17 protein-coding genes are annotated in these 20,293 nt (G+C 65.3%); 3 read left to right on the plus strand and 14 right to left on the minus strand.

Annotation, left to right across the window (positions count from 1 at the left end):
• Positions 1-7: 7 nt before the first annotated feature.
• The 12 genes from asnB to L6Q96_09440 form a co-directional block, all read right to left on the minus strand.
• Positions 8-1,894, minus strand: coding sequence for an asparagine synthase (glutamine-hydrolyzing) (gene asnB / locus L6Q96_09385; GenBank protein ID MCK6554776.1), 1,887 nt, complete (start codon positions 1,892-1,894; stop codon positions 8-10).
• A 128-nt stretch (positions 1,895-2,022) separates the two neighbouring features.
• Positions 2,023-3,213, minus strand: coding sequence for a TIGR03087 family PEP-CTERM/XrtA system glycosyltransferase (locus L6Q96_09390; GenBank protein ID MCK6554777.1), 1,191 nt, complete (start codon positions 3,211-3,213; stop codon positions 2,023-2,025).
• Positions 3,213-3,449: a hypothetical protein gene (locus tag L6Q96_09395; GenBank protein MCK6554778.1), complete on the minus strand. Its 237-nt coding sequence runs from the start codon at positions 3,447-3,449 to the stop codon at positions 3,213-3,215. Before L6Q96_09395 ends, L6Q96_09390 begins: the two co-directional genes overlap by 1 nt.
• Positions 3,446-4,423: a GNAT family N-acetyltransferase gene (locus tag L6Q96_09400; GenBank protein ID MCK6554779.1), complete on the minus strand. Its 978-nt coding sequence runs from the start codon at positions 4,421-4,423 to the stop codon at positions 3,446-3,448. The genes L6Q96_09395 and L6Q96_09400 overlap by 4 nt, the downstream gene beginning before the upstream one ends.
• Positions 4,424-4,568: 145 nt before the next feature.
• Positions 4,569-5,711, minus strand: coding sequence for a UDP-N-acetylglucosamine 2-epimerase (non-hydrolyzing) (gene wecB / locus L6Q96_09405; GenBank protein MCK6554780.1), 1,143 nt, complete (start codon positions 5,709-5,711; stop codon positions 4,569-4,571).
• A 64-nt stretch (positions 5,712-5,775) separates the two neighbouring features.
• Positions 5,776-7,020: a hypothetical protein gene (locus L6Q96_09410; protein MCK6554781.1), complete on the minus strand. Its 1,245-nt coding sequence runs from the start codon at positions 7,018-7,020 to the stop codon at positions 5,776-5,778.
• Positions 7,020-7,922, minus strand: coding sequence for a DUF3473 domain-containing protein (locus tag L6Q96_09415; GenBank protein MCK6554782.1), 903 nt, complete (start codon positions 7,920-7,922; stop codon positions 7,020-7,022). Before L6Q96_09415 ends, L6Q96_09410 begins: the two co-directional genes overlap by 1 nt.
• Positions 7,923-8,084: 162 nt before the next feature.
• Positions 8,085-8,768, minus strand: coding sequence for a polysaccharide biosynthesis tyrosine autokinase (locus L6Q96_09420; protein MCK6554783.1), 684 nt, complete (start codon positions 8,766-8,768; stop codon positions 8,085-8,087).
• Positions 8,769-9,170: 402 nt separating this feature from the next.
• Entirely contained in the window at positions 9,171-10,682 is a 1,512-nt protein-coding gene (locus L6Q96_09425) for a hypothetical protein (GenBank protein ID MCK6554784.1), read from the minus strand.
• Positions 10,683-10,694: 12 nt separating this feature from the next.
• A complete protein-coding gene (locus L6Q96_09430) occupies positions 10,695-11,249 on the minus strand; it encodes a polysaccharide biosynthesis/export family protein (protein ID MCK6554785.1) in 555 nt (184 codons plus the stop codon).
• Positions 11,250-11,466: 217 nt separating this feature from the next.
• The gene (locus L6Q96_09435; GenBank protein ID MCK6554786.1) at positions 11,467-12,864 is read right to left on the minus strand and encodes a TIGR03013 family PEP-CTERM/XrtA system glycosyltransferase; all 1,398 of its coding nucleotides are present in this window, start codon (positions 12,862-12,864) and stop codon (positions 11,467-11,469) included.
• Positions 12,861-13,775 carry an AAA family ATPase gene (locus tag L6Q96_09440; protein ID MCK6554787.1) on the minus strand — a complete coding sequence of 305 codons (915 nt, stop codon included), beginning with the start codon at positions 13,773-13,775 and terminating at the stop codon, positions 12,861-12,863. The genes L6Q96_09435 and L6Q96_09440 overlap by 4 nt, the downstream gene beginning before the upstream one ends.
• A gap of 299 nt (positions 13,776-14,074) precedes the next feature.
• Here L6Q96_09440 and L6Q96_09445 point away from each other — a divergent pair, with 299 nt between their 5' ends.
• On the plus strand, positions 14,075-16,165 hold the full coding sequence (locus L6Q96_09445; protein ID MCK6554788.1) for an ATP-binding protein: 2,091 nt from the start codon (positions 14,075-14,077) through the stop codon (positions 16,163-16,165).
• Complete coding sequence (locus tag L6Q96_09450; GenBank protein ID MCK6554789.1) at positions 16,134-17,504, plus strand: sigma-54 dependent transcriptional regulator; 1,371 nt, start codon at positions 16,134-16,136, stop codon at positions 17,502-17,504. Before L6Q96_09445 ends, L6Q96_09450 begins: the two co-directional genes overlap by 32 nt.
• Positions 17,505-17,628: 124 nt before the next feature.
• On the opposite strand, the gene L6Q96_09455 is transcribed toward L6Q96_09450, so the two are convergent.
• Positions 17,629-18,294: a PEP-CTERM sorting domain-containing protein gene (locus L6Q96_09455; protein MCK6554790.1), complete on the minus strand. Its 666-nt coding sequence runs from the start codon at positions 18,292-18,294 to the stop codon at positions 17,629-17,631.
• 488 nt (positions 18,295-18,782) lie between these two features.
• Between L6Q96_09455 and L6Q96_09460 the strand changes: the two genes are divergently transcribed.
• Complete coding sequence (locus tag L6Q96_09460; protein ID MCK6554791.1) at positions 18,783-19,418, plus strand: hypothetical protein; 636 nt, start codon at positions 18,783-18,785, stop codon at positions 19,416-19,418.
• A gap of 591 nt (positions 19,419-20,009) precedes the next feature.
• Here the strand turns inward: L6Q96_09460 and L6Q96_09465 are convergent.
• Entirely contained in the window at positions 20,010-20,288 is a 279-nt protein-coding gene (locus tag L6Q96_09465) for a hypothetical protein (protein MCK6554792.1), read from the minus strand.
• Between the last annotated feature and the right edge of the window lie 5 nt (positions 20,289-20,293).

The following is a 20,293-nucleotide window of genomic DNA, read 5'->3' on the forward strand; positions in this document are numbered from 1 at the left end:
GGGCCCGTCACACCTTCCGCGCAAACCGGTCGTGCCACAGGTTGAACACCAGAATGCTCCACAGCTCTCGCGTCCGATCCTTCAGGCCCGATCGGTGCTCGCGCCACAGCTTCTGCAGCATCGCCGGCTCGAACAGACGGTGGCGTCTGGCGCTGCCGAGGACGTAGTCTTCCACCAGCGGCGCGAGTTCGCGCCTCAACCACCCACCGATCGGCAGAACGAAACCCATCTTGCCCCGCGACAGGATGGCGTCGGGCACAAGGCCGCGGATTGCATCCTTGAATACCAATTTGCCCTGCGTTCCGCGCAGCTTAAGTGCCGACGGCAGGGCGGCTGCGTACTCGACGACGCGGTGGTCGAGGATCGGGCAGCGCACCTCCAGCGATACAGCCATGCTGGCGCGGTCGACCTTGGCGAGGATGCCGTCGGGCAGGTACGTCTTGAAGTCGATATACTGGATGCGCGACAGCGAATCCGGTCCGTCGGCCGCGTGGTACAGGCTCTCGAACAGCGAGGCGGTGCTATAACCTCGGAGATCGGCCTTGACGTCGCCGGCAAGGATGCCGGCCTTGTCGGCTTCGTTCACGCCGCTCACGGAGTGCAGGTACGCTTCCCAGGGCGTGCGGGCGAGGTTGGTGAGAAAGGTCTTGGCCCGAAACAGCTGTGGCAGGTAGTCCGCCTTCGGGTAGAGCGCGCCGAGCGTGCGGAACAACGGCCGGCGCAGCGCTGCCGGCACGAGGCTGCGTATCTGGTTCTCGCGCACGTCGAAATGGTAGCGCCGGTAGCCCGCGAAGTTCTCGTCGCCGCCGTCGCCCGACAGGGCCACGGTGACGCGTGACCGCGCCAGCTTGGAGACGTAGTACGTCGGCACGGCCGACGAGTCGGCAAACGGTTCGTCGTAGTGCCAGACCAGCTTCTGGAGCACGTCGACGGCGTCCGGCGTCACGACGTGCTCGTGGTGCTCGGTGTGAAAATGCTCCGCCACCTGGCGCGCGAACTGCAGCTCGTTGAAGGCGTCTTCGGGGAAGCCGATCGACGACGTCACCGCCGGCGACTCCAGGGCGCTGGCCATGAAGCCGACGACGGCTGACGAGTCGAGTCCGCCGCTGAGGAAGGCGCCCAGCGGCACGTCGCTGCGCAGGCGCATGTGCACCGACTCGCGCAGTACCTCGGCGAGTCCCTCGGCCGGTCGCGCCGGTACGGCACGGCCCGCGGCGAAGCTGACGTCCCAGTACCGGCGCTCCTGCACGCCGTCCCTGTCGGCCACCAGAACGTATCCCGGCGGCAGCTTGCGGACGGTGCGGAAGATGGACTTTGGCGACGGGACGTAGAGCAACGACACGTAATCGCTTAGTGCTTCGAGGTCGATGGTGCGATCCAGACCCGGATACTCGAGCAACGCCTTGATCTCCGACCCGAAGATCAGCGTGGCGCCGATCTGGGCGTAGTAAAGCGGCTTCTTGCCGAGGCGGTCGCGGGCGAGGAACAGTCGCTGCCGGCGCCGGTCCCAGAGCGCGAACGCGAACATGCCACGGAAGCGTTCGACGCACTCCTGCCCCCACTCCTCGTAGCCATGGACGATGCATTCCGTGTCGCAACGCGACTGGAAGCGATGGCCCTTGCCCTCTAGCTCCCGCGTCAGGTCCGGGTAGTTGTAGATCTCGCCGTTGAAGACGACCCAGACCGTGCCGTCTTCGTTGCTCACCGGCTGATGCCCGCCGGCGAGGTCGATGATGCTGAGACGGCGGTGCCCGAGCCCGGCCGGGCCGTCCAGGTAGTAGCCTTCGTCATCCGGGCCACGGTGGGTGAGGGTCCGCGTCATGCGCGTGAGGATGTCCCCACGTTCCGGGTCGGGCGCGTGGGCGCGGTCGAAGATGCCTGCGATGCCGCACATGGAGGCTTGAGGGCCTGAGGGCTTGAGGTTCTGTTGCAGTCGCCACCCCGGCTTCCGCAAGCATGACGACTTCCGCACGCTACGGGTGACCTTAGAACTGGCCGCCACCAAGCACCGACCCGTCGGGGTCAGCAGGAACTCAAAACCTCGTCGAGGATCCTCAGGTGCTGCTCCCAGGCGTAGTGAGTCAGTACCAAATCCAGCGCGGCGCCGGCGAGCGCCGCGCCGCGGCGCGGATCCACGAGGAGATCTGCAGTCGCCTCGGCGTACTCCGCTGCTGTGCGACATTCGACGACGTGCCGCACCGGCTCTGCCGCGAGTCCCGCGATGGCCAACGGGCTGGCAACGACGGGCACGCGCATGGCCATGGCCTCGAGTACCTTGTTCTGGACCCCGCGACCCAGTTCGAGCGGGGCAATATACGCTCGCGCCGCGCGGAAGTACGGACGCACGTCGGGCACGGAACCGGCCACTTCGAAGGTGCCGTGGCTCGCCTCCGCCACGCGTTGCAGGTCGGCGACCGGCCGATGTCCGACGGCGACGAAGCGGGCGGCTGGTACGCGCTGCCGAACCAGTGGCAGCACCTCGCGCGCCGTGAACAGGACAGCCTCGACGTTCGGCCGATAATCCAGGGCCCCGGTAAACAGAAACACGGGCTCCGGCGCCCAGTGCCCGGGCGGGGGCGGGACGAAGTACGTCGTGTCGACGCCGTTCGGGATCACCCGAACGGCTGGTGCGCCGGGACAGAACGAGCGAAACAGCTCCGCCTCTCCCACCGACACGAACAGCACGTGCGTCACTGCGCGACCGAATCGCGCCTCACATGCCCGCAGCCGTGCCGCTTCGAGTCGGTAAGCCCAGCGTAGCGGACCGCGCGACTGCGCAGCGTATTGGCGCCACTTCTCGGAATCCACGTCGACGAAATCGGCGATCGTGGCTGCTGCCCCCGTTGCGGCGAGGTACTGTGCCATAGTCGACGAGTAGGCCCACGCTACATCGACCGGTGCCGTGCGGACCGCTTCGACTACGGCGGCACGCATGGCCCCCGATTCGAAGAATCCTTCCGACAGGGACCGACCGCGCAGCAACGACCACGCCCCGCGCAGCAGCGAGAGCCGGCGATCGAGCGGCACGAGCCGAACGCTCCCGCAGAACGCCCGCAGCGCGTCCGCGACCGGGAGATCCTCCGGTCGATCGACGAACGCGACCAGGTGCACGTCGTGTCGCTGCGCAAGGTGACGCAGGTGGTGATAGGCGCGGAGTTTCTCCCCCTTGTTCGGCGGGTACGGGACACGATGCGCCAGGTAGAGGATGCGCATCAGCCGCGGTCACCTTCCGGGAGCAACGCCGCCGCCGCGCGACTCGACACCGCCCCGCGCAACGCGCCGTACCAGGCGAGACCGACGATCGCGTACAGCGGCACGTGCAAGGCGTTCTGGACCCACGCCGGAAGTTCGATCCGGACGGCCGTCTTCAGCGGCGCTGGAGTGGCCGACAGGTGCCAGAGCGCCGCCATCCATCCGAACGGCAGCAGCAGTCGCAGTGCGCGTCTCACGTATACAACGCCCCGAACCGCCGGATCAGAGGCGGCCCCAGTAGCTTGGTCAGGCCCAACGGCAATCGCGTCCACGCCTTGCGCAGGAACTGCATGCCCTCGCTGCTCATGCTGCGTTCGACCGCCGCCTGGCCGGCCGGTACGTACACGCGATACCGCAGCGGCTGTGGGTCGAAGCCCCAATGACACTTGAAGTCGTACGCCCCTGTGCCCTTCTTGCTGCGGCCGAAGTCGAAGGCCGTACAGCCGCGCTCCCGCGCGTAGCGCATCAACTCCCAGTACAGGAAGTCGTTGACCGCCTGACGGAAGTACTCGCGCCGGCTGCCGGCGTAGTAGGGCATCACGGTGTCGTTGAAAAAGAAGCTCAGCACCGCTGCCACCGGCGTGTCGCCGTGCCGGACCGTCAGCAGCGCGCACTCCTCGGGGAAACGCTCGCACAGGAGCTGGAAGTAGCGCCGCGGGAACACCGGCGTGCCCAACTGGTGTACGCTGCGGGCGTACAGGTCGTGAAACGCGTCGAGGTCGTCGAACCCGGCGCGCGACGTCAGGCCGCTCTGTTGACCGACCCGCACCATGCGCCGCTGCTTGCGCGGGATGGCTGCCATGTTCTCCTCGTCGGTCGGCTTGCGCAGCTCGAGGTGCTTCGCCTTGCGCTCGCGATAGAGGTTCAGGGCCGTCGCGTCGAGCGCCCGGCGCGCTTCATCGTCGACGGCGCAGATGCCGCCCTCGACGGCGAACGGTACCGACAGCAGCGTCGTGCCGCCGAGGATCGACCGCAGCTCGAACAGCGGCAACGCACCGACCATGGCGCCGTCCCGCCGTGCGCCGAGGTAGCAGGAACGAAAACCGAAGGCCCGCTCGAGGACATCCTTCCATCCCGTGAGATGAAAGAACGTGCCGCCGGGCGTGCCGCGGACGAACGCATCCCACTCGCCGGCGGGGATGCGTTCGTATGGGACGATGGTGGTTTGCATGGAGGGGGCTGAAGACTGAAAAGACTGAAGACTACTGAAGGCCGGGGAGGAGTTGAGAGTGGCGCGTAAGCAGCGGACAGTAGCTCCCAACGAGCGGCGAACGACGAAGGCCGGGCGTTCCAAGCTCTGCGGCAGCCCCCAGCCCTTAGCCTCTTTCCACCAGTACGGCTGCGATCCGTTCGGCGGCGTGGCCGTCCCAGAGCGGCGGGGCGTGTGCGGGCGGCATCGGCGCGGCCAGCGCGGCGCGGGCGCTGGACAGAATTCGTTCCGCATCGTTACCGACCAGGGTGCTGGTGCCGGCGGTCAGGGTCACGGGCCGTTCGGTATTGTCGCGCATCGTCAGGCACGGAATCCCGAGACATGTCGTCTCTTCCTGGATCCCTCCGGAATCGGTAAGGACGAGGCGCGCCGCCTCCATGAGGCGGAAGAAGTCCACGTAACCGACCGGCGACAGCAGCGTGAGACGGCCGTTGGCTTGCGGGCCCGCGGCCGGATCGAATTCCGCAACGTAACGGTTCAGGCCGAACTCGGCGATACGCGCCCGCGTCCGCGGATGGGCCGGGAACACGACGGGCACCTCGCGGGCCACTTGGCCGAGTGCATCGAGTACGCGCGCAAGCGTCTGCGGGGTATCCACGTTGCTCGGCCGGTGCAGGGTGACCAGGGCGTATCCTCCGGCCTCGCGTGACGGTAGACGCAGCCGCTCGAGGATCGTGGAGCGCGCCGCCAGGTCACGGCACCAGTGCAGAGAATCGACCATGACGTTGCCGACGAAGTGGATGTGCTCGGGCGGATGCCCCTCGCGGCGCAAATTGACGTTACCGCTTTCCTCGGTCGTAAACAGCAGTTCGGAGAGCGCATCGGTCACGATCCGGTTGATCTCTTCCGGCATCGTCCTATCGAAGCTGCGCAGACCCGCCTCGACGTGCGCTACGGGGATGCAGAGTTTCGCCGCCGTCAGCGCGCAGGCGGCTGTCGAGTTGACGTCGCCGACGACCAGGATGAGGTCGGGACGTTCTTCGAAGAGCACAGGCTCGAAGCGGCGCATGATCTCGCCGGTCTGGGTTGCGTGCGTTCCCGATCCGACGCCGAGAGTATGGTTTGGCGTGGGGATGCGCAGATCCTGGAAGAACGCCGCCGACATCTCGTCGTCGTAGTGCTGCTCGGTATGGACGAGGAGTGACATCAGAGGCTTCGAGAGATTTGGACGGATCCTGTCGAGCGCACGCAAGATCGGTGCGATCTTCACGAAATTGGGGCGGGCCCCGACAACCGAGAGGATCTTCATAATCCACGGCGCAGTGGAGTCTGGACCCCGGCGTTCGCCGGGACGACGGTGCTTGCCGCGTCCTTCATATGTCGAAGCGGAACGGCCACGTTGTACTGACCTGGAGGCGGACGCTGTTGCCGTTAATAGTCTCCCCCGACGTCTGATCGATGCCGGGTTCGGAGTCGCGCTGGCGGAAGCCGTATATGAATCCGGCGAACACGTCGCGCCACAGGGGATAGAAGAGTCCGATCTGGGTGTTCAACAGGTAGAAATCGGCACCGGTCGCGTCGAAGTTGGAATACGACAGATAAAACGTTCCGGTTAAACGATCGCCCAATTCGGCCCACGACGCGAGGTAGGTGTTCAGGGTGACCGAAGCGCCGGCGACGCCGACGCTCGGCGTAACGTTCTGCGACACGCCGGCGGTGACTTGCCAGCCCTCTTGCAGCAATCGGGTAATCGCCAGGTTGTAGACTGCATTGATGCGTTGGGGAGCGCCGCCTGTCTCGATCGAGTTGTTCAACGAGGCTCCGGCGGAGGCGACGCCGCTCCACATCTCGGAGTATTGGTAAGATGCTCCAATGTAGATCGCGTTGCTCTGGCTGTCGGGTGCGTTGGTGTTGTTGAAGCGGGAGTAAGCGTAGGAACCGTTGAAGGTTAACGACGGGCTCCACTGCCGGCCGAGGGTGACCAAGCCCCTTTGCACCAGGTTCTCGGCGTCCGGATCGGAGAACCAGCCGTAGCCGTTAGTGTACGCCAGGGTGGTTGTCCACAGGGGTGCAAACGCGTACGCGCCGCTGATCCCGAAGGAGTTGTTGATTGCGCTACCGCGCGGCAGGAAGACGGAGGCATTACCGGGATTGTTGTCCGAGGGATCGGAAACCGGAGGTGGAGTGGAGATCCCGCCGGGGCTGAGGATGAAGTTGAGGTCGCGAGTGTCCTTAGTGCGAACGAATCCGTCGTTGATCCCGAGCGAGAAACGTGGCGTCACCTGGTACGTCGTCGTCAGGAAGAACTGCTGGGCGTCGGCAATGTTGATCTGGCTCTGATCGGTCTGCCTCGCCAGATATACGCCGCTCGTGCCGGTGGCCAGCGTTGTGCGCGAGCGCGGGGTTTCGTAAGTCAATCCGAGCCCCAGTCTCACGCGGGTGAGGAAATCCCACTGCGGGTCCTCCCGGAAGAAGACGTTGTCGGTATACTCCTCGCTAAGGGTGACGCTGGGTATCAGGGTTAGCGGGTCGGCACGCGCCCCACCGAGTGGCCAGAGGCTGGCCCCAACGAGCAGCCAGAGCCAGGTCGCGGCCTGAAAGCTCGCCGCCACCCTCATCACGGCCGTCCCACCACGCCGACCACCGTACCCGCGAGGGCGGGCGTTCGCATATCCAGTTCGGTGGCGCAGCCTTTGCGAAAAACGTCTCGCAACGGGGCAAAACGGTGATCGCGCAGCAGCCGCCGCAAGCGGCGCTCTGTTTGTGCGAGATTGGCATACTGACGCAATCGCGCGGAGGCGCGAGCCGCAAGCCGGGGTTGGTCGACGTCGAACTCCCAGGGGTGCACGTAAACCATCGCCGCTGCCCCGTCGACCCGATTGATGCGGCGGATTGCCCAGCGTGTGACGGCATAGGGAAGCAAGCGAAAGTACCCTCCTCCCGCGACCGGCAGGGTCATGCCAGCGAAGCGCACCGTCGATGGCGGGATCTCGAGCAACGTTCCCGCCGTGCAGCGGATGCGCACTGGGAATCGGCTGAATCCCGGGATCCCGTAAATGTCGTGCCGCACCGGGAAGACGCTGGAGTCCCACTCGAACCCTTCCTCGACCAGAATGTCGAAGGCCCACGGCGTTCCGGCGACAATCGACCAGCTCGCGGCCCGAAAGCCGGTAACGCGATCCCCGAGGGCCTCCTCGAGGATGCGCTTGCCGCGAACCACATCGGCGCGAAAACCGTCCGCCCCGAGTTTGTAGACCAGGCGGTGCGCGTAGCCATGCGATGCCACCTCGTGCCCGCGTCGCGCGATGTCGCGCACCAACCCCGGCCAGCGCTCCGCCACCCAGCCGAGGACGAAGAAGGTCGCGCGCGTATCGAGTTCGTCCAGAAGGTCCAGCACTTTGAACGTGTTGCCCTCGACCCGGTGCGGCAACCCGTCCCACTGCCCCGGATCGACCGCGTCGTCCATCGCATTGGGATGGAAGTACTCCTCGACGTCGACGGTGAGAGCGTTGACGGTCATGGCGCGGCAACCTCGGTCGCCGTTCCGGTGCGATCGGGCGGCGGGACCCGATGTCGCATGCCGCGGACACCCGATCCCAACCCCCGGCTTTCGCCGGGTTCGGTCTCGCCGCCCTGAGGGCAGGGGGATCCCGGCCAGCGTCGGAACGGCGCAGGTCGTCCGTCAATCGGGTGCGGTTGGACGATCATACCCGTAGCGGCCGTATCGATACTGGTAGTAATCGGACAGGTTACCCTCGGTGCCGTTGAGGACGATGCCGAGAAAACGCTCCGACCCGAGCATCTCGATCGCTTTTTGCACGGCGGCGCGAGGCGTTATGCCGGCGCGGACGACAAGGAGGACATGGTCTACGTGACGGGCAAGGACGAGTGGGTCGGCGGTAAGGAGCAGCGGCGGCGCATCCACGATGACGTAGTGTCGCGGGTTGGCCGCCTTGATCTCGGTCAGCAACGTTGCCATGCGATCGGAGGCGAGCAATTCGGTCGACAGGCCAGACTCGCGCCCTGCCGGCAGCAGTCGTAGATGTTGGTGTTCGGTTGCTCGCAAGCATTCGCTCCAGCGTGCATCGCCAAGCAGGCAGTCGGCAAGTCCGTTGCCGCCGCGGATACCAAACCACGAGCCGACGTTAGGACGCCGCAGGTCGGCGTCTACCAGGATAACTCCCGCTCCGAGACTGGTCGACAGCGCGAAGGCGAGATTGGTCGCGCACAGGGTCTTGCCCTCCTGGTCGAGGGCGCTGGTGACCATGAACGTACCGAACCCAACTGTTTCGATACGGCTGCGCAGGACACGGAACCGCTCGCCAACAGCGGTGCCCCGACCGGCCTTGAACAACGGGGTCGGCACGCTTTCCCGTGCCCCCGGGACACCCCTGAGGAGCCACTGGCGGAGACCGGAGCGAAGGCGTTTCCAACGGCCCGAAGCCGGTGGTCGCGTTGGCGGTACGGGGGCGGGCGACGTCGGGACAGGAAACGGCGAAACCGGGGTCGGTGCCCCCTGGGGCGCCGTGAGGTCGCCGAGATGGCGGGCATCGGCTTCACGCTGGGCCTTGCGGAGCGCTTCGAAGATTTCACTCATGAGTCACTAGAGACGGAATCCGTCACCCCGGTGAAAGCCGGGATCCAGACTCCACAGTGCCACGTTCCATCCGACTCTGGGTGGCGGCTTTCGCCGGGATGACGGGCGAAAGCCGCATGGCCTGACCAGCCGGCCCGGCGGGAGCCTCGCCCTCCCCATCTTGACGACGGCTCAGTACAAGAACTTCGCATATAGGATCTGGGTCGCCAGGCCGATCACCAGCGCAGCGACGCTTGCCGCGACGACGGTCAGCCGGTATACGCGTCGGCGTTGCCTGACTTCGGGAGTCTCCACCTGCGGGATCGCCGCGAGAACCGTAATGCCGGTGCCGACGAGCTCCTCGGCCGATCGGTATGACGAGTCAAGTTGCCAGAGCAGGATCGGGATAGCGATTGCCAGGGCAAGGCTCAGGGCGGAGCCGGCCGCCAACAGCACCGGGCGATTCGGCTTCAGCGGCGCCTGCGGGCGACTGGCCGGGTCGAGCACCCGAAATCGTTCTGCCTTCTGCCGGCGTTCGAGGCTTTGCGAGAGTTGCGCCTCCAGTTTCTTGTCGAGTAGTCGCTGGTACTTGTCGCGGGTCACGTCGTAATCGCGGGTGATTTCTTTGAGCTCCTGCTCGCGTACGAAGGCGTTCTCGACCCGCTGTTGATAGGCCTCGATCGCCTGCTTCAACCTTGCCTCTTCTTCTTGCAGCCGTCTCACCTCGCCTGCCGTTTGCGCAACCGCCTGGGCAAGCTCCGGCGCCACGGGTCCCGCGGTGACCCCGTCGCCCCGGCCGGTGCGGAGCTCCGCACGCAGGCGATTGATCTGGTTCAACGTCTGCGTGACGTCGGGGTGGTTGTCCGTATAGCGGCTGCGAAGATCGCTCAGCTCGGTTTCGAGTTGGCGCAGGCGAGCGGCCGGGCTCAGTGCCGCCCCCGGCGCTCCACCGGGCCCGGGGAGCGGTGGACGAAAGGCCTGGGCGTCGGCCACCTGCCTGTCCAGTATGAGCTTACGTTCCATTGTTGCCGACAGTGCCGAGCTGGTAGTTTGCAATTGCTGTCGGTACCCCTCCAGGGCGTGCATGTTCGCATCGCGCTGCTCGGGGAGTTCGCCCATGTAACGCTGCTTGAACGTCTGTATTTTGGTTTCCTGTTCGCCGAGCTGCTTGCGGACCTTCTCCAGCTCGGCCTCGAGGAATTCCGTCGTTCCGCTGGCGTGCTCCTCGCGAATGCGCAGGTTCTCGTCGATGTAAAGGGCGGCGAGCCGTGCGGTTACCTGCTGCACCACGGGAGGGGCCATACCCTCGTAAGAGATGCGGAAGGCGTTGTCCGACGGGTACACCTGCACTTTGACCTTACGCCGCATAGTATCGACGATCGATTCCATCGGCATGCCGGAGACGCGGAGCTCCTTGTACAGATCGAGGTCCTTGATAATTCCTTCGAGCCGGGTGCGACTGAGGACTTCCTGGTTCATCGCCTGCAGCCGCTTCTCCAGCAATTGCGTCACCGTGGCCTTCACGTATGCCTCCGGGACGTTCTGCGGTTCCACCATGATGAGAGTGGTCGACTGATACATGTTGGGGAGCGAGTACACGACCGTACCCGTGAGCAGCAGGCCAACAAGCAGTGTGCACACCGCTACGAGGCGGTAGCGAAAGACCGCATTGGTGTACTCGAGGATGGGCAACGTGGTGGGCATGGAGGAGTGGAATCAGGGGACTACTACAGTGTCGTCCGGTTGCAGCACGAGGTCAGGTTCTCGGCCGGAGACGATGGCGTCATAGTTGACGTCGAGCGGTGCTGCCGCACCGGCGCGGACGACGCGGATGTCGTTCCGGTCGGCGAAGTCGCTAAAACCCCCCGCCACGGCAATCGCCTGAACGAGGGTCTGATTGGGCCGCAGGTCGTACGTGCCCGGGGCTCGGACGTTGCCGCTAATGAAAAAGCGCCGGCTGGTTGTATTGAGCCGCACAACGACGTTTGGGCTGTCGATGTACTTCACCAGTCCCTGACGAATGGTTTCGCTGAGCTGCTCGGGGGTCAATCCGGCGGCCTGAACGTCTCCGAGTAAGGCTACCGTGATCTTCCCGTCCGGTCGCACCTGCACGGGACCGGAAAGCTGCTGCTCGCGCCAGACGATCAGTTCGAGTTGGTCCCCGGGGAGGATTTCGTATGGATTGCCTGCCGGGGCTTCGGGTGGCCTGGGCGCACGCGAAGCCGCGCAGCCGATTCCCAGCGCTAGGATGGCGCCCATAGCTCCGCCCATGACCATCCACCGGCATCGCATTCTCCGGCGTGGTTGCTCCATCGTTTCTCCCTCGCAGCCGGCGCATGCTCCAACGATCGCCGACGGTCTGACGACGCAGCCCGGGAGCGAGCCCGGCCTGTCCACGATTCACACACTAGCGGACTTTTGCGGCCCTCGCACTCGCAAAGGCGCGATTCCGCAACGGGGTTGTATTACTCCGGAGAGTAAACGGGAATCAGCGGCTTCCCCATCCGAACAGGATGATCTTCACCGTCCGCAGCAGGATGAAGAAGTCCATCAGGGTCGACAGGTTCTTTACGTAGTAGAGATCGTACTCGAGCTTGCGCCGGGCGTCCTCCACCGTCGCTCCGTAAGGGTAGTTGACCTGGGCCCAGCCGGTGATGCCGGGTCGAACCGCGTGGCGGTAATCGTAATAGGGGATCACTGACTGCAGCATGCCGACAAACTCCGGCCGTTCGGGCCGTGGCCCGACGAATGACATTTCTCCACGGATCACGTTCCACGCCTGCGGGATCTCGTCGATGCGCAGCGACCGCAACCACCGTCCCAACCACGTCACGCGCGGGTCGTCGACCTCCGCCCACTTCGGTCCGGAGTCCCTCTCTGCATCGATGCGCATGGAGCGAAACTTGTACAAACTGAAAAGGGTGCCGTTGATGCCAACGCGGGTTTGGCGGAAGAGAACGGGGCCGCCGTCGCCGAGCTTTATCGCGGCGGCGACCAGCGCCGCTACGGGCGCAGTGACCACCAGCACGCCTCCGGCGACGATCAGATCGATCAGCCGCTTCAGAAAACGGCTGCCGCGCGAGCGTACGAATCCTTCGGAGAAGATCAACCACCGGGGGCTGAGGTCGGCCAGGAAGATCCGCCCGAGCAACCGCTCGTAAAAGGTGTGTCCGTCGAGCACCTCGAAGCCCTGCGCCTTGCACGTCAGGAGGTCGTCTACCGGCAGCATATCGCCGACGTCCGCCGTCGCCACCAGGATGCGGCTGATGCGGCGCGTGGCGGCGAAGTCGGCTAATTCCCTCGACGCAATTACCGGCAGCGGGGTCAGAGTACCGCCACGCCGCGATCCTAGAGGAATCGTGCCGATCTCCTCGGGGCCTACGAAACAGCATACCTCCTGAGCCAATTCCGAGCGCCGGGTGATCTCCTGAGCGAGTCGCCGGCCCTCCGGTCCGGTGCCGACGATGGCAACGCGGCTCGTCAGGCCAAGCCGCACCAACACGCCGTCGATATGGGTACGCACGCCCAGAACGAACCCCGTCGTTGCCGCCAGGTGCAGCAAAATCAGGTCGGAGCTGAACTCCAGCCAGTGGGTGAACAGGAGAAGCGCGGCGAACACGATTGCCAGCACACTGAAGGTGCGGATCGACGCCGAGATCAGCTCGCGCCGGACCTGCATATGCTCGAAGTTGTAAAGATCGCAATAGTAGAAGCTGGCCAGGTATAGGACCGCGGCGAAACCGACCTGCTGCGCCAGTTGAGCGAGGTTCAAAGAGGACTGCTGAAGGGTGCGCTCCAGTGCGAACAGGACCGCCAGGCTGAGCAGTATCCAGGCCGTCTCGACCAGGACGATCGTTACGCTGCGGGGCGACAGATGGCGGATCATTCGACGCCCCCGAGGGCGTGTCCCGGCACCGCTATCAAGGGGCCGGACTCGCCCGGCCGTCGGTGCGGTCCGCGCAGCAATTGCCACAGCCCCACCCGCGCCACCGCAACCAGACCGAGGTCGCTCACGACGCCGGCGACGTGTTCGGGGCCGATTTGGCGGCGGTCCCGCACGAAACCCGCGAGCAGAGCATGATCGCAGATGACATTGATGAGTCGCGGTGTGCCGCCGCTGAACCGGTAGACCGCCACGAAGGTTGCTGGCAGGAAGAGGTCCGGCTTTCCGCCGGCCGCCTGCACCCGTGACCGCATGTACGCCACCGTCTCCGCGAAAGTCAGAGGGCCAAGCTGAAACCGCAGCGCGATGCGTTGGCGCAATTGGCGCAGGTCGCGGGCCTCCAGGCGAGCGATCAGCTCGGGTTGCCCCACCAGCACGACCTGGAGGAGCTTCGCCTGCGAGGTCTCGAAATTCGACAGCAGGCGCACCTCTTCCAGCACCTCGGCAGGAAGGGCGTGGGCCTCGTCAAGCACCACGACGACACGGGTGTCCGCGGCGAACTGTTCCAGAAGGAACGTATTGAGGGCCCGAATGGCGCCCAGTACCGTCGCCTGCTCGGGCAGCCGGAACTCGCTCAGCAGGTGCGCATAGAGTTCGGCTCGCGACAACCCGGGGTTGAAGAGGATCGCCGTACGCACCCGGGAACCCAGTTCCGCGAGGATGGCGTGGACCAGAGTCGTCTTACCGGTGCCGACCTCGCCCGCCAGAACCGAGAATCCCTTGCGCTCGTCGATGCTGTGCACGAGGCCCGCCAGGGCCTCCCGGTGGCGCCGACTGAGGAAGAGGAAACGCGGGTCCGGATTCAGTGTGAACGGCGCGGCGCGGAAGCCGTAAAAGTGGTCGTACAATGCCATGTTGGCAACGAATGGTTGACGTGCCTGCCGGGGCTTTCTTTCCTGGAGGCTCGAATAGCCAGGGGTACCGGTTTCCCCACCGATAGCTCGCCGCGTCTGCCCACGCGAATTGCTTTCCAGCACATAGGTGCCCCCCGGGCATCGGATTTGGGCCTCATGTTTCGTTGTCGGCGATGCGAAGTCAAGCGCCTAATACGCTGCTACGGGCAGATAAGCGCTGATTCCGAGTGCGTGGTGGCAAGAAGGCGTCTATGATGGGTTGGTCGCGTTTCCGCGCGGAAAGGCGGAGGAATCCTTTGGTGACTGACGTCAGCGCCGCGCTCGCGGTGGCGGCCGCCGTATTCGCCGTGGTCACGGTGTGGCGTGAGCCGGCGGGGCGGCGGATCGAGCGTAGCTTCGTGCTCGGTCTGACCCTGGTGGCGTGGTGGACGGTGGCGACCGCGATCGTTGTTCGCGTTCCTTTCTGGACCGCGGCCGAACGTATGTTCCTCGGCTTGCACTGCGCGGCGTCGGCCCCGTGGTGGTATCTCGCCGCGCGGTTGAGCGCCGGCGGCGCAGCGGGTGTCGTCGGCCCGTGGCGTACGGCGATCCTTTTGCAGGCGGCCGTCTCGTTGTTGGCGGCGGTCGCGGCTGGCGCGGCGGGGATCGACTGGGTGACCGGCATCGGCAGCGAGCCAACGGTAGTACTAAGTCGGCTCGGGACCGCGGCGGTCGGTGTCGGTGCCGTCCCCGCCGTAGTCGGGCTGGTTCTCGTTGGTCGAATGCTTGCCGGCGGGAGCGTCGGCCTGCCGGTACTGGCAGTCGGCGTAACCGCGGCCATGGCGGGGGTCCTGTGGGCATCCGTCGGCATGCTCTGGCGCGGGTACTTCACGATCGGGTGGCTGATCTCGCCGGCGGTGGTGGTCAGCCTCGCGGCGGTGCTCTGGGCCGTCGGCCTCGTCTGGCCCGCCGCCCCGCGGCGGCCGGCGCCGTCGCGCCGCTTCGTGTTCGAGACGATTGCCGTCGCCGTGGTGCTCGTTTACCTGCTGGCGGCGCAATCGATAGTCGCGCTGGTCGCCCGGATCGCCGCCGGGGTTGCACCGGTGTTGCCGGTGATCGTTGCTGCCCTCGCGGTGGCCGCGTTCTTGTTGGCGGCAGGCTCGCAGCGCGTGCGCCATTATTTCCGGGGGGCCATCGGACGATACCTGTTCCGCAGCAAGCACGATTACGGCGAGGTGTGGATTCATCTGACCGAAATGATCGCCAGAGCGAAGGGGCCGGGCGACCTCCTCCAGCGTGCCGCCCTGTTCTGCCGCGATCTGCTCTACGTCTCGGAGGCGAGTGTGTGGCTGGTCGGGCCTTCGGGCGCCGTCGCCCGGGCGACGACGACCCGGCCCGAATCCGGCCCCCCGGCGGAGATTGAGCCCAGACCCGTCGACGACGCCACCGCCGACGACCATGCCGTCGCGTTCGCGTGGGCCGCCGGGTGCGCCCTGGCGTCACCGCTCCGGCTCAACGGGCAAGTGCTGGGCTTTCTTGCCGTCGGGGTGCCCGGCGAAACCCGGCGCTTCGACGACGAAGATCGTCGGGTCCTACAATACATCGCTGCCCAGGTGGCCAGTGCCGTCGCCCTGTATCGTTCCGGCGAGGAGGTGGCCGAAGCGCGCGAGGTGGCCTCGTTTCACCGCCTCTCTGCCTTCATCATTCACGATCTCAAGAACCTGGTCGCGCAGCAGTCCTTCGTCTTGCAGAACGCGTCGACGTATCGCCACGATCCCGCCTTTATGGCCGATGCCCTGGAGGCTTTCGACGACTCGACGAACCGCATGCGTGCCCTGATCGAGCGACTGCGCGCCCGCGGCGAGGCCGGTGCGGCGGTTCCCGCTGTGGTGGCACCGTGGGATCTCCTCGATCTGCTCGGAGAATTGCTGACCATGCCGCGCGTTGGGCGGCGTCCTGGTTGCCGGATCAGTCTGCTTCGACCCGAGCAGGGAGGACCGTGTCTGGTTACCGCCGATCGCAACAGCCTGGGACAGGTGTTCGAAAACCTGCTAATCAACGCCGTCGAGAGCCTGCCGGCGGAGGGGGGCGATCTTATCGTACGCATCGCGAGAGACGGACCGCAGTGGCGCATCGCCGTCAGCGACACCGGCTGTGGCATTCCGGAAGCGTTTCGGCGCGAGCACATGTTCCGGCCGTTTCGCACCACCAAGCCCGGAGGTCTCGGGATCGGCCTTTACCAGTGCCGATCGCTGGTCGACGCTGCCGGCGGCTCGATTACGGTGCGCAGCCGCGAAGGTTATGGTACCGAGGTAACAGTGTGTTTACCGGCGGCTCCGGGGCCAGCGACCGAATCCAACCCACATCAGAAGGACCAAGATGCCGAAACCCCGTCTGCTGATCGTCGATGACCACGAACACATCCTGAAGCAGCTCGCCTGGGCGCTGAAGGAGGACTTCGATGTGCACACCGCCCTCAGTAAAGCCGAGGCGCTGGACAAATTGCGCGAGGTGCGCCCGAGTCTGCTGACAGTCGATCTGACGTTGTCTCCGTACGGAGGCCCGCGACGCGAGGGGTTCGACGTCCTGGCGGCGGCGTTACGCCTCGATGCGGCGATCAAGGCTATCGTGATCACCAGCGATCAGGATGAAGCGACGGCCATGGAAGCGGTCCGGCTCGGAGCGTTCGACTACTTTACCAAGCCACTGCCGCTGGAGGAGCTGCAGGCCGCCCTGAAGCGCGCCGCCTATCGTTCCGATCTCGAACGCCGCGCACAGCGGGCAGCGGACGTGCCCGCGACGGTGGCGGGAATCGTGGGAGAGTCGGCGGCCATGGTGGAACTGTGTGGTCTGGTGCGGCGGGTGGCGCAAACCGACCTGACCGTGCTGATCCTCGGGGAAAGCGGGGTGGGTAAGGAACTCATCGCGCGCGCGGTGTGGTCGCTCGGCGGGCGCGGCGACAAGCCGTATGTGGTAGTGAACTGCGCGGCAATCCCCGAGACATTGCTCGAGAGCGAGCTCTTCGGGCACGAGAAAGGCTCGTTCACAGGGGCGCACGCGCAGAAGAAGGGCAAGCTGGAAGTCGCCGACACCGGCACGGTGTTCCTCGACGAGATCGGCGATCTGAGCCCCGGCCTGCAGGCGAAGTTGCTGCGCTTTCTGCAAGAGCGAACCGTCGAGCGGGTGGGGTCGACGCGGCCGATCAAGCTCGATGTGAGAGTGGTTGCGGCGACGAATCGCGACTTGCAGAGCGACGTGCAGGCGAAGGTGTTCCGCGAGGACCTGTACTACAGGCTCAAGGTCCTGCCGGTGCGCGTGCCGCCCCTGAGGGAGCGCGGCGACGATGTCATTCTGCTCGCCAACTACTTCCTCGACCGGGCCGCGGCCGATACCGGCGCCCCGCGCCGGCGGTTGAGTCGCGATGCCGAGACCGCGCTCATGCGCCACCACTGGCCGGGGAACGTGCGCGAGTTGGAGAACGTCATCCGTGCCGCGGCGGTAACGTGCACGCGCGAATCGATCGCCGCCCGGGACCTCGATCTCGGTCCCGAGGCCGCCGGGCCGACAGGTCTACGCGACGCGCGCGACCAGGTCGAACGTGCGATGATCGAACGCGCCCTGCAGCGCAACCAGGGCGTTGTCAGTCACGCCGCCAAGGAACTCGAGATCAGCCGGGTGACGCTGTACGACCTGATGCAAAAGCACGGCATCCGCGTGGGCGACGGTGGTCAGGGCAACGGAGAGAACTGAATCCAACGATTGACGCGCGCCGCTCGCAAAGCAGAGATGACCAAGGGCCGCTTCTGCAAGAAGCGGCCCTTCGTCGTTGAGCGCAAGCTGACCGTTGATCGGGCGACGGCCTCTCGGTGCGGATCTATCTCTTAATCCGGCGCTTCAGATACAGAGCGGAAAGGCCAATGCCAAGCAACGACAACGTCGCCGGCTCGGGGATCGCAGCCGACTGTGTCGCGCTCCAGTTAAACGCCGCACCTGTTTGGTTCGCCGTGAAATCCCACTGGCCCGGGGTGTCATCGCGGCCCGTCATCTTCGCGAAGCCGAACCCCTGCAGCACGATCGAATTCGCCGTCTGGGACACCAGGGTGACAGTCGTAAGATCCAGACTCCAGGTTGTCGCTCCACTCGTCAGCGTCCAGAAGGTCGCGATTGGCGCGAGTGGAAAACTTGCGGAGCCGGGCCCAGCAAACGCGAAGTCCTTGATCGTGCCGGCCGCGAAGTCGGGCATGCCCGTATAATCGCCCACCTGGGAACCGGCGCTGACGAAGAACGATCCCGTACCCCCCAGGAAGGGCGGTCGAAAGTCGATGGCGGTGGCCGTCGATGTGGTGGCCGGCAACGCGGTTGCGCCGTCATACGGACGCCACAGTCCGGTCATACCGAAGGCCCCGTTGATGAAGGGCAATGCCTGGGCGGCCGGAGCCCATAACACAAAGCCAAGCACGACCAGCATGGATACCGCGCCCGTTAGAAAACCGGATTTGCCACGCTCGCTTCTCATCATCTCAGTCCCCTCCTCGGTCATATCCGACCGATCACGACTATATTATGGGTCCGTCCGAGACGGCCTACGTGTTTGGGGAAAAGCAAAGGACGTGCCTACAGCGGATTGCGACGCGCCGGCAGGACTAGTGAGGTGCAACCGGGTGCACGCCCCGGTGGATCGTAAGGGAGCGCGACACGACGGGCCGATACAGGCCGATTACGGTCAATTGATTCAGCCTTGTTTCCAATGGGTTGCACTTGGTGATTCCGCCGCGTTCCGGGTGTAAGGAAATCCGACACGGGGCGCGGGCCGAAGGGCCCGAATTCATGAGTCCGGGGACGTTTACAGACTCGGAATGGCCGGGTTCCCAGCGCCCGACTCCGTTTCAGGAACTGAGGATCCCGGGGGCTTGAGGTTTACAGCGGGCCGGCATATGTGGCGCGCATCGCTGCTGGGTGGGCCGGGTGACGCTGCCCCTCAACCGGCACCCTGGCCCGCACACCGGCCTGCCCCGACGGAGAACGCTCATGCCGACCGAATCCGCCTCCCGCGCCCTGCAGATGCTTCGCGACGGCAGTCAGTTCGAATGGCACGTCATTCCGCTCCTGCTCCTCGTCCTGTACGTCTATGCCAACGAAATCGAGCACCGGAACTGGAACGTCGTCTTTGCCGGCCTCGCGCTCTGGGGCATGGACTGGTTCAACGAGATCTGGAACGGCCTGGTCTTCTACTTCACCGGCTACGCCCCGGCCTGGGGCGCGCCGGCCGGTACGGCTTACCTCATCCTCGTCGGGCTGAACATCGAGATCTCGTTGATGTTCGCCATCATGGGCGTCGTGGTTGCGAAGACGCTGCCGAAGGACAGGGCGGTGAGGATTCTCGGCGTGCCGAACCGCTGGTTCGTGGCGGTTGCCGCCTCCGTATTCTGCGTCCTCATCGAGGTTCTGCTGAACGCCATCAACGCGCTGACCTGGGACTACTGGTGGTGGAACGTCCGCATGCCGTGGCTGATCTTCCTGTTCGGATATCTGACGTTCTTCATCGTCGCGTTCTGGGTCCACGATCTGCCGACGATCCGGCAGAAAGCGCTGGCGGTCGGTGCGATCTACGCCTTCGACCTGGCGTGCTTGATTCTCTTCATGGGCGTGCTGGGGTGGATTTGAGGTCTGCTACCCGCTGCCTCATCCAATGACCTCGCCCCGGGCGAGCCGCTGCAGGAACTGCCGCAGCGGCAGGACCTCGATCTGTCCATCCTGGAGCGCCTCGCGGCCCAGGTAGACGCCGAACGCCCGCCGTATTTGCCTGGCCTGCCGTAGTGGTTGGGGAGCGCCACAGGGCTGCGGCAAAGTCGTTGACGGAGGGTGTACACCAAGCGTGCCCCTCGATACACGGCCCAAGAAGACGGGCCGTTACTCGGGGCGAACGGTTATGTGGTCTCGCTGAAGCCGAAAGACCCGTTTCGGGGCGAACGGTTATGTGGTCTCGCTGAAGCCGAAAGACCCGTTTCGGGGCGAACGGTTATGTGGTCTTGCTGAAGCCGAAAGACCCGTTTCGGGGCGAACGGTTATGTGGTCTTGCTGAAGCCGAAAGACCCGTTCGAGCCGAGTAGCCGCCCTCTTCTGGCGGCGTATCGAGGCTCTGTCGGCGACCCTGGGAAGCGTCAGCTCGCGTGTATACATCGCCAGCAGAATAGCGGTAAAAATGCTGGCGGTCTATGCACGAGTGACGGGCGGTGCGCCCGCGGGCGCGGCCCTTCACTCGGTCGAAGCCAGCTTTTCGGGTAACTGTTCGTCCAGCGCGAGCTCGCCGTCCGATTGCCGGCGGATCATCGACGCCACGTAATCGTACCGGCGCCAGTAGACCACTCGTTCGACGGCGTCGGCGGGGTCGCGCAACGGGTGTTTGTAGACCCATTTCTCGTTGAAGCGGTACCCGTGCTCTTCGCGTTCCCGCGGTTCGTTGACACTGCCTTCGGTGACGTCGGGCGTCCCGAAGTGCTTGACGACGCGATTACGATGGATCGAACCCGGCATGGTCG

The organism is Candidatus Binatia bacterium (genome assembly GCA_023150935.1).
GTDB lineage: Bacteria > Desulfobacterota > Binatia > HRBIN30 > HRBIN30 > JAKLJW01.